Origin of the sequence: Bradyrhizobium sp. CSA112 (assembly GCF_029051645.1) — a bacterium.
Taxonomy (GTDB): Bacteria; Pseudomonadota; Alphaproteobacteria; order Rhizobiales; family Xanthobacteraceae; genus Bradyrhizobium.
Map to the genome: position 1 here is coordinate 18,225 of NZ_JAACFS010000007.1, position 11,740 is coordinate 29,964.

The 11,740-nt window shown below is 61.3% G+C and carries 12 protein-coding genes and 1 pseudogene; 9 read left to right on the top strand and 4 right to left on the bottom strand.

What is annotated here, in order from left to right:
* Window positions 1–34: 34 nt before the first annotated feature.
* The 3 genes from GWE18_RS15650 to GWE18_RS15660 form a co-directional block, all read right to left on the bottom strand.
* Window positions 35–499: a metallophosphoesterase family protein gene (locus GWE18_RS15650; RefSeq protein ID WP_275186605.1), complete on the bottom strand. Its 465-nt coding sequence runs from the start codon at window positions 497–499 to the stop codon at window positions 35–37.
* Window positions 496–999: an NUDIX domain-containing protein gene (locus tag GWE18_RS15655; RefSeq protein WP_275186606.1), complete on the bottom strand. Its 504-nt coding sequence runs from the start codon at window positions 997–999 to the stop codon at window positions 496–498. The genes GWE18_RS15650 and GWE18_RS15655 overlap by 4 nt, the downstream gene beginning before the upstream one ends.
* A gap of 62 nt (window positions 1,000–1,061) precedes the next feature.
* Entirely contained in the window at window positions 1,062–1,991 is a 930-nt protein-coding gene (locus tag GWE18_RS15660; protein ID WP_275186607.1) for a Ku protein, read from the bottom strand.
* Between the two features lie 171 nt (window positions 1,992–2,162).
* Between GWE18_RS15660 and GWE18_RS15665 the strand changes: the two are divergent.
* The 6 genes and pseudogenes from GWE18_RS15665 (at window position 2,163) to dinB (ending at window position 7,464) form a co-directional block, all read left to right on the top strand.
* Window positions 2,163–2,530: pseudogene (locus GWE18_RS15665) on the top strand (hypothetical protein).
* A 37-nt stretch (window positions 2,531–2,567) separates the two neighbouring features.
* Complete coding sequence (locus tag GWE18_RS15670; RefSeq protein WP_275186608.1) at window positions 2,568–3,017, top strand: hypothetical protein; 450 nt, start codon at window positions 2,568–2,570, stop codon at window positions 3,015–3,017.
* A gap of 61 nt (window positions 3,018–3,078) precedes the next feature.
* Window positions 3,079–5,139 carry an ATP-dependent helicase gene (locus tag GWE18_RS15675; protein WP_275186791.1) on the top strand — a complete coding sequence of 687 codons (2,061 nt, stop codon included), beginning with the start codon at window positions 3,079–3,081 and terminating at the stop codon, window positions 5,137–5,139.
* A gap of 14 nt (window positions 5,140–5,153) precedes the next feature.
* The gene (locus GWE18_RS15680) at window positions 5,154–5,579 is read left to right on the top strand and encodes a thermonuclease family protein (protein ID WP_275186609.1); all 426 of its coding nucleotides are present in this window, start codon (window positions 5,154–5,156) and stop codon (window positions 5,577–5,579) included.
* A gap of 56 nt (window positions 5,580–5,635) precedes the next feature.
* The gene (locus GWE18_RS15685) at window positions 5,636–6,361 is read left to right on the top strand and encodes an SOS response-associated peptidase family protein (RefSeq protein WP_275186610.1); all 726 of its coding nucleotides are present in this window, start codon (window positions 5,636–5,638) and stop codon (window positions 6,359–6,361) included.
* Window positions 6,358–7,464, top strand: a complete 1,107-nt coding sequence (dinB, locus tag GWE18_RS15690) for a DNA polymerase IV (RefSeq protein WP_275186611.1) — start codon at window positions 6,358–6,360, stop codon at window positions 7,462–7,464. Before GWE18_RS15685 ends, dinB begins: the two co-directional genes overlap by 4 nt.
* Window positions 7,465–7,509: 45 nt before the next feature.
* Here dinB and GWE18_RS15695 read toward each other — a convergent pair whose 3' ends face one another.
* The gene (locus GWE18_RS15695; RefSeq protein ID WP_275186612.1) at window positions 7,510–8,727 is read right to left on the bottom strand and encodes an ATP-binding protein; all 1,218 of its coding nucleotides are present in this window, start codon (window positions 8,725–8,727) and stop codon (window positions 7,510–7,512) included.
* Between the two features lie 51 nt (window positions 8,728–8,778).
* On the opposite strand from GWE18_RS15695, the gene GWE18_RS15700 reads away from it, so the two are divergent.
* The 3 genes from GWE18_RS15700 to GWE18_RS15710 are packed head-to-tail and all read left to right on the top strand — an operon-like array spanning window position 8,779 to window position 11,713.
* Complete coding sequence (locus tag GWE18_RS15700; RefSeq protein WP_275186613.1) at window positions 8,779–8,946, top strand: hypothetical protein; 168 nt, start codon at window positions 8,779–8,781, stop codon at window positions 8,944–8,946.
* Window positions 8,943–11,048 (top strand): AAA family ATPase, encoded by a 2,106-nt coding sequence (locus tag GWE18_RS15705; RefSeq protein ID WP_275186614.1) that lies wholly within the window; start codon window positions 8,943–8,945, stop codon window positions 11,046–11,048. Before GWE18_RS15700 ends, GWE18_RS15705 begins: the two co-directional genes overlap by 4 nt.
* A complete protein-coding gene (locus tag GWE18_RS15710; protein ID WP_275186615.1) occupies window positions 11,045–11,713 on the top strand; it encodes a 4Fe-4S cluster-binding domain-containing protein in 669 nt (222 codons plus the stop codon). Before GWE18_RS15705 ends, GWE18_RS15710 begins: the two co-directional genes overlap by 4 nt.
* Window positions 11,714–11,740: the final 27 nt, after the last annotated feature.

Consider the following 11,740-nt stretch of genomic DNA (forward strand, 5'->3'; position numbering starts at 1 on the left):
CTCCTTCGCTGTGAATCTCTGCGCGGTGGTGCGCTCAGTCGCCTCCAAGGTCGTGGATTTCCGCTCGCATGCCCTCACGCGTGACTTCGAGCGTCGCAAGCGTGATCGGCAGCTTGAAGCGCCGGCGTCCCGCGCTGCCGGGATTCAGGTAGAGAACGCCACCGACCGTGTCGATCTTCGGCACGTGGGAATGCCCGGAGACGATGACGTCGATGCCGGCGCCGGGATAGGCCTTCAGCGTCTTCAGGTCGTGCAGAACGTAGATTGACTGTCCCGCCAAGCGCACGAGCTTCGTGTCGGGGTATTCGCGGGCCCACTCGCCACTGTCCACGTTTCCACGGATGGCGGTGACAGGGGCGATCCGGCGAAGCGCGTCGACGATCTCGGGACGCCCGATGTCGCCGGCATGGATGATGTGATCGACGCCCGTGAGGCCTCGTTCCGCCTCGGGCCTCAACAGGCCGTGCGTGTCCGAAATGATTCCAATCCTGAACATCATTTCCCGGCGCTCTCAACCGCGATCGCCAAAAGACGATCGAGAAGCTCTACCTGCCCGGACAGCATCTTCGTCCGCGCGAACTCGATATTGAACCATTCCGCGCGGTCGACTTCGGGAAATCTCTGCCGTCGACCGCTTCGGGGCGGCCATTCGATATCGAACGTATTGCTGGTCAGTGCCGCCGGGTCAAAATGGCCCTCGCCGGCGAATGCGATAACGCGCTTCCCTCCTCGCTGTCGGACCTCCCCCAGGGCCTGCAGTGGACCAATCGAAGCGCTCGGGCCGAGTTCTTCGGCAAACTCGCGCCGCGCGACGTGCTCTGGAGCATCCGCGGCATCGATTTCGCCCTTCGGAATGGACCATGCGCCATTGTCCTTCTTGCGCCAGAACGGACCGCCGGGATGAACGAGCAGAACCTCGAGCCCGCGAGCGCGCTTGCGGTAGGCGAGAATGCCCGCGCTCAAGGTTGATCTCCTGGAAGTTTTTTTCAGCGCAGCCATATCGCTCCCTGCCGCTGACGGCGAAGTAACGGCCGTCTGGCGTCACTGGACTTAACGACACGCTAGGCCGACTTCCGCTGCGGTCTGGCCGCCGGCTTCTTCGCGGCCTCCTTCGCAGGTTTCTTGCCGGCGATCGGCATCAACATTTCCTTCTGCCCGGCCGCCGCCTTACGCGCCTTCTTGGCTGGCTTCTTCGGCGCCTCTGTCGCTGCCGACGCGTCTCTTCCGATGCTCTTGCGCAACGCGTCCATCAGGTCGACCACGTTCTCACCGCGCGGGCGCTCTTTGGCGGTGATGGGTTTGCCGGCGCGCTTCTGGTTGATGAGATCAATGAGGGCGGTTTCGTACTGGTCTTCGAACTTGTCCGGCTCGAAGTGGCCCGCCTTCTGATTGACGATGTGCTTGGCGAGATCAAGCATGTCCTTGGTGACTTTGACGTCCTGGATCTCGTCGAAATACTCATCCGCGGAACGGACTTCGTAGGGATAGCGCAGCAGCGTCCCCATCAGCCCCTTGTCGAGCGGCTCCAGCGCGATGATGTGCTCGCGATTGGTCAGCACCACACGACCGATTGCGACCTTGTTCATCTCGCGGATGGTTTCGCGGATGACGGCGAAGGCGTCGTGGCCGACTTTCCCGTCCGGCACCAAGTAGTAGGGACGGATCAGATACCTCGGGTCGATCTCGCTGCGGTCGACAAACTCGTCGATCTCAATGGTTCGGGTCGATTCCAGCGCGACGTTCTCGAGCTCCTCCTTCGTCACTTCGATGAAGGTGTCGGTGTCGACTTTGTAGCCCTTGACGATGTCCTCGTTGGCGACCTCCTCGCCGGTGTCGGCGTCCACCTTGGCGTACTTGATCCGGTGGCCGGTCTTTCGGTTGAGCTGGTTGAACGAGATCTTTTCGGATTCCGACGTGGCCGGATAGAGCGCTACCGGACAGGTGACGAGGGAAAGACGCAGGAAGCCTTTCCAGTTAGCGCGGGGGGCCATGGCGGGGAACTCCAATACTGATGCCGGATTCAAGACGATCCACCCAGCTTGGTTCCGACATCGCGACCTTCCCAACAGGACGATTTTTTCTCAACGACCACTTAGGCGGACTCGACTTTTGTTCACTTTATGTTCTAATTCGGAGTGACCGACCGACCCGCGAGCTGGCGCATGCCGACCCCAAAGCAGATGGAAAAGCTGGCCGCTGAAGCCGTCCGCAGGCGGCCCCCTCCGCTGCGGCTCCGGATGCGCCCCTCCCGGCCGAATACTGGGAATCGGTTCTCAAAGACCCTCGCGCCGGCGCGACCGGGGCTGAGATGCGGCAGCGACGTCTTTGCGAGATTCAGCGTCACGTGCTGCGCATTTCCTGCCGTCGCTGCGAGCGGACCGTCGAAATCCAGACCGCCAATGCAGTCCGATTGTATGGCGGCAACGCGGTCTGGAACGACGTCGCACAGCGACTGCTCGACAACACGTGCCAGCAGCGCACCGGAAGACACGAAGAAGACGGGTGCTGGCCGGGATTTGACATAACCTAGCCTGCACCCCGAGTTTGGTCTGCGCTTGGATGTGCGGATGGCGCCAAAACACCACCCCACGCCGCTGTCAGGCGGAGACCGAAAGGCACTGACGAAGGAATTGGGGAAAGCACGCGCGATGACCGGCATTCTGGCTGCGCAATCAGCAGAGATGCGAGCCAAGGGCGCTGCGCTGATTCAGCAGGCCGATAGGTTGCTCTGTGAAAGCTGGAACGAGCGGATGTGGAGCGATGGCGAGCCGATCGACCCCTCGCCAACAATTGACCAGGCTATCAACGGCGGCTTTCCGTGGCTGGAAATCCAGTGTTCGCGGTGCAAGACCCCGAACGATGTCGATCTGGCAACCCTCAAGCATCCGCCGACCACCTTCGTGCACGATCTTGCAAGTCGTCTGCGCTGCCGCAAATGCGCCAAGGCCGGGCGGCGCCCCTCCGCGACCTTGCTCCAACTTGGTTGGCAGCCGCGTCACCCTCGAGCGGAGGTCTAGGTTGCGATCGAAGCAGGAATCATTGACCGTCGTTGATTCCAACCATGAACGGACGCCAAAGGTGCAGACGGCAACCGCCTACCTCGAAACCCTCAATCCCGAGCAACGGCGGGCCGTGGAGCACGGCGCCGAGGGAGGATTGGCGGCACCGCCCCTGCTCGTCATCGCCGGCGCAGGTTCCGGAAAGACCAACACCCTCGCCCATCGGGTGGCCCACCTGATCGTTCAGGGCGCCGACCCGCGCCGGATCCTGCTGATGACGTTTTCCCGTCGCGCCGCCTCCGAGATGACCAAACGGGTCGAACGCATCGCACGCAAGGTGTTGGGCGACGCCAGTGTCATGACCGACGCGCTGACCTGGGCCGGAACTTACCACGGCATCGGCGCCCGGCTGCTGCGCGAATACGCCGAACAGATCGGCCTCGACCCCGCCTTTACGATTCACGACCGCGAAGACTCCGCGGACCTCATGAACCTGGTCAGACACGAGAAGGGCTTCTCGAAAACCGAAAGCCGCTTTCCGACCAAGGGCCCGTGCCTCTCCATCTATTCGCGCTGCGTCAACGCCGAGCTACCGATCGAGCAGGTCCTTGGAGCGTCGTATCCATGGTGCGCCGGGTGGGCGGCCGAGCTGAAGGAACTGTTCGCGGCCTATGTCGAAGCCAAGCAGAAGCAGAACGTTCTCGATTACGACGACCTCCTGCTCTATTGGGCGCTGATGGTCGGCGACGCCACCTTGGCGGACGACATCGGCGGCCGTTTCGATCACGTCCTCGTCGACGAGTATCAGGACACGAACCGGCTGCAGTCCTCGATCCTGCTGGCGCTGAAGCCCGGAGGCCGGGGCCTGACCGTCGTCGGCGACGACGCCCAATCGATCTACTCGTTCCGCGCCGCGACCGTGCGCAACATCCTGGATTTTCCAGACCAATTCTCGCCGCCTGCGAGCATCATTACGCTCGACCGCAACTATCGCTCGACGCAACCGGTTCTCGCCGCCGCCAACGGCGTCATCGGTCTCGCCAAGGAGCGTTTTACCAAGAACCTCTGGACCGAGCGAACGTCCGGAGCCAAGCCGCAACTCGTCACCGTCCGCGACGAGGCCGACCAGGCGCGCTTCATCGTCGAACACATCCTGGAGAACCGCGAGTCCGGCACGCTCCTCAAGGAGCAGGCCGTTCTGTTCCGGACATCCAGCCACAGCGGGCCGCTTGAGATCGAACTCACGCGCCGGAACATCCCGTTCGTGAAGTTCGGCGGACTGAAGTTTCTCGACGCCGCCCACATCAAGGACATGCTGGCCTTGCTGCGGTTCGTCGAGAATCCGCGCGACCGCGTCGCTGGCTTCCGTCTGCTGCATCTGCTGCCCGGCGTCGGTTCCGCAACCGCGCAACGCGTGCTCGACCGCATGACGGAGGCCGCCGACCCCATCGCGGCGCTCGCAAGCATACCGACGCCTCCGCGTGCCGGCGACGACTGGAGGGCCTTCGTCGAGACCTTGGGCAATCTCCGATATTCGGAATGGCCCGTCGATCTGGAGCGTGCACGCCTCTGGTACGAACCGCATCTCGACCGCATCCATGAAGACGCCGAGACCCGGCGGGCTGACTTGATCCAGCTCGAGCAGATCGCCTCGGGATATCCTTCGCGCGAACGCTTCCTGACCGGGCTCACCCTGGATCCGCCCGACGCGACCAGCGACCAGGCCGGCGTGCCGCTGCTCGACGAGGACTATCTGATCCTGTCGACGATTCACTCCGCCAAGGGCCAGGAGTGGAAGTCGGTCTATTTGCTCAACGTCGTCGATGGCTGCAAGCCTTCTGACCTCGGTGCCGGCACGTCGGCCGAGATCGAGGAGGAACGTCGACTGCTCTACGTTGCCATGACCCGCGCGAAGGACGACCTTCATCTGGTCGTGCCGCAGCGGTTCTTCGTCCACGGCCAACATGCGCAGGGCGATCGCCACCTCTATGCCTCCAGGACGCGCTTCATTCCCGAAAAGCTGCTGGGTCTGTTCGAGCGGACTTCCTGGCCGATTGTGCCTGCCGGTACTGCGGCGCGCACCCCCGGCCAAGGACCCAAGGTGGATATTGGCGCCCGCATGCGGGGAATGTGGCGGTAACGGTAGATAGCGAAATGAGATTACTCGCCGCAATGGTCGCCGCATTTGTTTGTTCGCCAGCGATAGCGGCGGACTACCTGGGAAAGGTTCTAGTCGTGTCGGACGGAGACACCTTCACCATGGAAGGCGATGGCGCCAAGGTACGCGTGAGGATCTGCGGAATCGACGCACCCGAACGCGGGCAAGCTGGTTACGGACAGGCCGCCGGCGCGTTGTCGAACATGATCGAGGGCAAGACGGTCCATTGCCTGCAAGTGGGTGATGGCACCGTCTGCGACGGGCGGTCCCGACCTACCAGTCGGGACCGCATTGTGGCACAGTGCTTCCTCGACAAGTTCGACATCGCGGAACAGATGACCAGGTCCGGCACCGCGTGCGACTGGCCCAGATTCTCCGGCGGCAGGTACAAGATCAGCGACACCACCTGCTCGCGCAAATAGGTTTCGACGCCGTTCAAAGGCCGTTCGTGCGGCCGCCAAAGCAGACGAGACACCCCGTGTGCAATCTCTACTCGATCACCACCAACCAGGCCGCCATCATCGCGCTGTTTCGGGTGATCAACCGGTATGTCGGCAATCTGGCGCCGATGCCCGGCGTGTTCCCCGATTACAAGGCACCAATCGTGCGCAACGGACCCGGGGGCCGCGAACTCGCCACGGCGCGGTGGGGCATGCCATCGTCATCAAAAGCGTTGATGGACGCCACCAAAAAACGAACCGAAAAGCTGCAAGCCAAGGGCAAGCCGGTCGACTTCAAGGAATTGCTTCGAATGGAGCCTGACGGCGGCACGACCAACATCCGCAATGTAAAGAGCAACCACTGGACGCGTTGGCTCGGCGTCGAGAACCGTTGCGTGGTGCCGTTTAACTCCTTCAGCGAATTCAACAAGGTCGAAGGCGGCGACATCTGGTTCGCGCTCGATGAGACCCGTCACCTCGCCTGCTTCGCCCGCATCTGGACTAACTGGACCTCCGTTCGGAAGGTCAAGGAAGGCGAGACCACCAACGATCTCTACGCGTTCCTTACGACGGAGCCCAACGCCGAGGTCGGCACCATCCACCCCAAGGCAATGCCTGTGATCTTGACGACGCCGGACGAATTCGAAACCTGGATGACGGCTCCTCCGGACGAGGTCTTGAAGCTGCAACGGCCGCTTTCGGACGGGTCGCTCAAAATCGTCGCCCGCGGCGTCAAGGAAGACCCAGCCGGGCAGACAATGTGACCGTCCAGGACGATGACGACCATTCAGTTCCCCCGGGCCACCAGCGCAAGATCATCCACGTCGACATGGACGCCTTCTACGCGTCCGTTGAGCAGCGTGACAATCCAGATCTCCGCGGCAAGCCGGTCGCCGTCGGCGGATCCCGCGAGCGCGGCGTCGTAGCGGCAGCCAGCTATGAAGCCAGGAAGTTTGGGGTGCGCTCGGCCATGCCGTCCGTCACGGCAAAACGGCAATGCCCCGATTTGATCTTCGTGAAGCCGCGCTTCGAGGTCTACAAAGCGGTCTCCGAGCAGATTCGTGAGATCTTCGCAGAGCACACACCGATCATCGAGCCGCTATCGCTGGACGAGGCCTACCTCGACGTGACCGAAAATCTGCAAGGCATTCCGCTAGCGCGGGACGTGGCGTTCGCGATCCGTGCGAAGATCAAGGAAGCAACCAACCTCAACGCTTCGGCCGGCATCTCCTACAACAAGTTTCTGGCCAAGCTCGCCTCCGACTACCGCAAGCCGAACGGCCAGTACGTCATCACGCCGGAGATGGGGCCGGCGTTCGTCGAAGCCCTCCCCGTCGGCAAGTTTCACGGCATCGGGCCGGCGACCAGCACCAAGATGAACGCCCTCAGCCTCTACACCGGCCTCGACATGCGCAGGCAGTCGCTCGAATTCATGCAGGCAAACTTCGGCAAGGCCGGAAGCTATTACTACTGGATCTCGCGGGGCGTCGACAACCGTGAGGTCCGCGCCGACCGGATCCGAAAATCCGTCGGCGCCGAAAACACGTTCTCCACCGACCTCACCGACTTCGACGCCATGGTCGTTGAACTCAAGCCGCTCATCGACAAGGTCTGGCGATACTGCGAAGGCGCCGGCAACCGGGGACGCACGGTGACGCTGAAGGTGAAGTTCAACGACTTCGAGATTATCACGCGCAGCAAATCCGTCCCCGTCGCGATTTCGAGCCGCAGCGATCTCGAACGCCTATCGGTCGCTCTGCTGCAGAACGAGATGCCGGTCCCCAAGCCGGTCCGGCTTTTAGGTGTCTCGGTTTCTTCGCTACAGGGCGAAGTACAGGCGGAGCCTCAATTCAACCTGCCGCTCTGATGAGACCATGGTTCGGCTTGGTCGAAAGCTATTAGGTCGGTAGATTCAAACCGACGTCGCCAGCTCTAGGTATCTGCAAAATGCATTAGCCAGCTGCATCTGGCGAGGCGTCCGACATTCCGCTTCGAATAATCTAGGCGATGCAACGACAAGGCAGACACACTTCGCACGCGACGTCGCAACGTTCAGGCGATTAGCGCTGTAGAGAAACTCCATACCACGCGGGGCGTCGGAGTGACTTGACGTCGCCATCGAATAGATCACTATGGGCGCTTCCTGTCCTTGGAACTTGTCCACGGTCCCGATACGCGCACCTGGCAGTCGCTCTTGGAGCTCGAAAACCTGTGCGTTGTACGGAGCGATGATTAAGAAGTCCTCGAGTGCAATCGGGGACTCGGCGCCGAGTCGATCGACCCACGTCGTGCCAGTTCCCAATATTGCAGAGACAAGATCGTGGATGGCAGCGGCCTCTTCCGGCGAGGAGCTCTGATTGCCCGTGTGCTCGATCGGAAGGTATCGAAGGCCAGCACCTTTCAGTCTACCGATTGACTTTATCTCTTGGCGCTCCAGGCCCGTCCGAGATTTCAAGCGGCCGTCGTAGAATAACTCCGAATTGAAAGCGCAGATGAGGGGATGCAGTCGCCAAGTCTCGGCAAGAAAAAGACCACGATCGGGCGGAACGGTAGCATGAGGTCCCAGGATATGATCCAAGGCCGAGACGCCTATGCCGTCGGGGTGGCTTCCCTGGATCGGTTGCTCTAGTTGCCGAGGATCTCCAAGAAGCACGATGCTTTTTGCCGCCTGAGAAACCGCTAACACATCTGCTAGTGACATCTGCGCGGCTTCGTCGATAAACAGCACGTCGACGCAAAGACGCGCGTCGGCCCGAGCCCAGAAGAAGGAGGTACCTCCACCAACCGCACAGCTGCCACCCAACGCATCGAGAGCAACTTCATTTTTCGTCGCGAATTGCAGAGTCGGAAGATCATCCTCCTTGTCGGTCACCTTCTGAACGCATTGGATCTGCAAGCCCTCGCTGGCCGCCGCGACAATCACTTCGCCGAGAAGGTTGCGGATTACTTTATGACTGTTCGCCGTAACACCGATCCGCTTACCGTCACGGGCGAGTGCGCAGATCATGCGAGCGCCAGTGTATGTTTTCCCCGCGCCCGGCGGGCCCTGGACCGGAAAAACGCTATGATCTAAATCGAGAGCGATCCGCACAGCGGCAATCAGCGTCGGCTCGCCATCGAGTTGGGGCATTTGTCCCCGAAGTCGCGGCGCGTTTGCCATCAAAAGATCGCGCGCGGCGCGATGATCCCCTTCGCCTTCCATCCCATTGGCGGCCACGTATTCTCCGAGCCGAAAGAGGGACTCAGCCTGCTCATCGTGGTCAAACGATTTATGGGTAAAGACCGCCTCAGCATGGAAGCCGGCCGTGTCGCCGCGCTTCTTGATATCGATCGTCCGATCATCGTGTGAAATGGCGACGACAGTTCCGTAGTGATCTCCTCCGATGCTCCGAAGTTTGCCGTCCGGTCGGATATCGGTATCCTGCAGCTCGAATTTGTAGCGATGGATGGGCGCCTTGGCGGTGCCACCAGCCTGCTCAAGCAGAATTAGTCCGGCGAGACCCGCCCGTTCGTGGAGAAGGTCCTCGGCGGAAAGATCGCGAAGCCGATAATATTCCCACCAAACGGCTTTCTTTTCACGACCGTGCCAATCCAGCATGTACGCTAGAAGCCAGCGCGCATGCTCTTCAACCGTCCGATCGGCGACGTCGTCGGGTAAGGGACTTACAGCGTTTCCTGCCTCTTCGGAGCCAGTTCGTCCTTTCTGGCAATACGCGAGACCTCCAGATCCATGAACCGGTCCCCGGAACCATCACAGCGGTTCCGCTCGCAAGGGCGCTCCCGGACGCGTTGAAAGACGCCGGATATCAGCGGATCGCCAGCTTCGACCTGCTTAACGGCTTCCGCGCTCTCGAGCCGGGCGACGACAGTTTTTTGGGTCAGCTTGGCCTGACGCCGGCGAATGGCGCGGCCGCAGGCGGGCTTGACCTCTTGTCCGCAACGCTCGAACGGCTCGTGGGTGCTGACGGCCCGCCTGCAGTGCTCATTATCGACTTCGCTTCACGGCTGATCACGCGCAACGAGGCACTTTCGCCGGCAGAGCATCAGTTGTTCTCCCGCGCATTGATCCTCTCGCATTCCGCGCGGGCCCGCCCTGCCGGCGAGCGCCGCCAGCCGTTCTTCAATTCCGTCATCTGGATTGTCGACAAGGAAGGCGACCTGCCTGACTGGTTTCTCATCGGCAATCCGCGCGTTCGACACATTCCTATCGGCAAACCCGACCACACGGCACGAAGGAGCTTGGTCCGTTCCCTGATTCGAAGTCTTCCAGGCGCTCAAAATGCAGCAGAGGCCGAAGTCGGAAAGTCAATCGAAGGCTTCGTCGATGAAACCGAAGGACTTCTGCTTGTCGATTTGAGCGCCGTCGTGCAGCTCGCGCGGAGCGAGAATGTCGCATTCGACCGGATCTCTGACGCGGTGCGGCGCTTCAAGGTTGGCGTCACGGAAGATCCCTGGCGCAAGATCAGCCGAGACAAGATCAGTTCGGCGGAGGACTTCGTGAGGCGACGGGTAAAGGGCCAAGCGCATGCCGTCACCCACATGCTCGATATAGTCAAGCGCGCCGTCACTGGAATCGGACAATCTCCGCGGGGCGGACGGCCTAGGGGCGTCGCGTTCCTCGCCGGCCCGACCGGTGTCGGAAAAACGGAACTCGCAAAGACGATCACCAGTTTGCTGTTCGGAGACGATAGCGCTTACATCCGCTTCGATATGTCGGAATTCAGCGCGGAGCATTCCGATCAGCGCTTGATCGGCGCTCCCCCCGGCTACGTGGGATACGACGTCGGGGGCGAACTCACCAACGCCGTCCGGGAGAAGCCGTTCAGCGTTCTTCTGTTCGACGAAATCGAAAAGGCGCACCCACGGATTCTCGACAAATTTCTGCAAGTGCTGGACGACGGCGTCCTGACCTCCGGCCGCGGCGACCGTGTCTACTTCTCCGAGACTTTCATCGTATTCACGTCCAACCTGGGGATTTATACACCCGGTCCGTCCGGCGAACGTATCGCCAACGTCACGCCCGACGAGACGTTTGATACCGTGAAGCGAAAAGTGCGAAGCGAAATCGAAAAGCACTTTAAATCCGTGCTTAACCGACCCGAGATACTGAACCGCATCGGAGAGAACGTAATCGTCTTTGATTTCATCCGTCCCGAAGTCGCGGACGCAATCTTCGATCAGATGGTCGACGCCCTGCTCAACGATGTCGGATCGCTGGGTTACGATGTTTCGCTTTCCAAGGCAGCGAGAGCGACGCTCCGCGGCTTGTGCCTGGCCGATCTTTCGAACGGCGGCCGGGGCATCCGGAACCAGGTCGAATCGCATCTCATCAATCCACTTTCCCGTGCTCTCTTCGACGGCGGAGCGGAAACTGAGCGCAGCTACGAAATCAAGGAGATTACCACGGGCGCATCGACGACTGTTACGCTTACGGGCGGGCCGGTCTCATGACCGCGAACATCGCCTTGTCGCGCATTCATTTTCCCGTCACGACCTTGGGGCCGGGCCGGCGCATCGGCATCTGGTTTCAAGGATGCTCGATCCGCTGTCCCGGCTGCATCTCGATGGACACATGGGCGCCGGGCCGCGGAATCACGACCATCGACGAGGTCGTCAACGCCGTTACGCAGTGGCTTCCCTCTGCCGACGGCATCACCATATCCGGCGGCGAGCCGTTCGATCAGCCCGTCGCCCTGCTCGATCTTCTGAGAAGGCTACGATCGCTAACCGAAGCGGACGTGCTCGTATTTACGGGTCATCCGTGGACCAAAGTCAGGGAAACGGTGGATGCGTCGTCCGGGTTGATCGACGCTCTCGTTACGGGCCCGTTCGATGTCAACCAAAGCCAAACGCTGGCCCTTCGCGGCAGCGACAACCAGGAGCTCCGCTTCCTTACCGCAATGGGCCACGAGCGCTTTGCACCTTTCCAGCGGCCGATCACCGAGGTGGAAAGGACCCTGGACGTCATGTTCGATGACCGCGGCGACGTCTGGTTCGCGGGCATACCTGGCCGGGACGATTTTCGGCGTTTGCGGGAAATGCTCGAGAAGGCTGGCGCGAGACTGAGCACTTCGGACGACAAGCGGCCGTCGAGCGGCGGGATGTCCGTCCGATGATCAGGCTCTGCCCGAACTGCAACACAG

Coding starts and splice junctions, on each gene's coding strand:
- GWE18_RS15650 (WP_275186605.1), bottom strand. CDS start 499: ATGATGTTCAGGATTGGAATCATTTCGGACACGCACGGCCTGTTGAGG.
- GWE18_RS15655 (WP_275186606.1), bottom strand. CDS start 999: ATGGCTGCGCTGAAAAAAACTTCCAGGAGATCAACCTTGAGCGCGGGC.
- GWE18_RS15660 (WP_275186607.1), bottom strand. CDS start 1,991: ATGGCCCCCCGCGCTAACTGGAAAGGCTTCCTGCGTCTTTCCCTCGTC.
- GWE18_RS15670 (WP_275186608.1), top strand. CDS start 2,568: ATGGCGCCAAAACACCACCCCACGCCGCTGTCAGGCGGAGACCGAAAG.
- GWE18_RS15680 (WP_275186609.1), top strand. CDS start 5,154: ATGAGATTACTCGCCGCAATGGTCGCCGCATTTGTTTGTTCGCCAGCG.
- GWE18_RS15695 (WP_275186612.1), bottom strand. CDS start 8,727: ATGCCCCAACTCGATGGCGAGCCGACGCTGATTGCCGCTGTGCGGATC.
- GWE18_RS15700 (WP_275186613.1), top strand. CDS start 8,779: ATGATCCCCTTCGCCTTCCATCCCATTGGCGGCCACGTATTCTCCGAG.
- GWE18_RS15710 (WP_275186615.1), top strand. CDS start 11,045: ATGACCGCGAACATCGCCTTGTCGCGCATTCATTTTCCCGTCACGACC.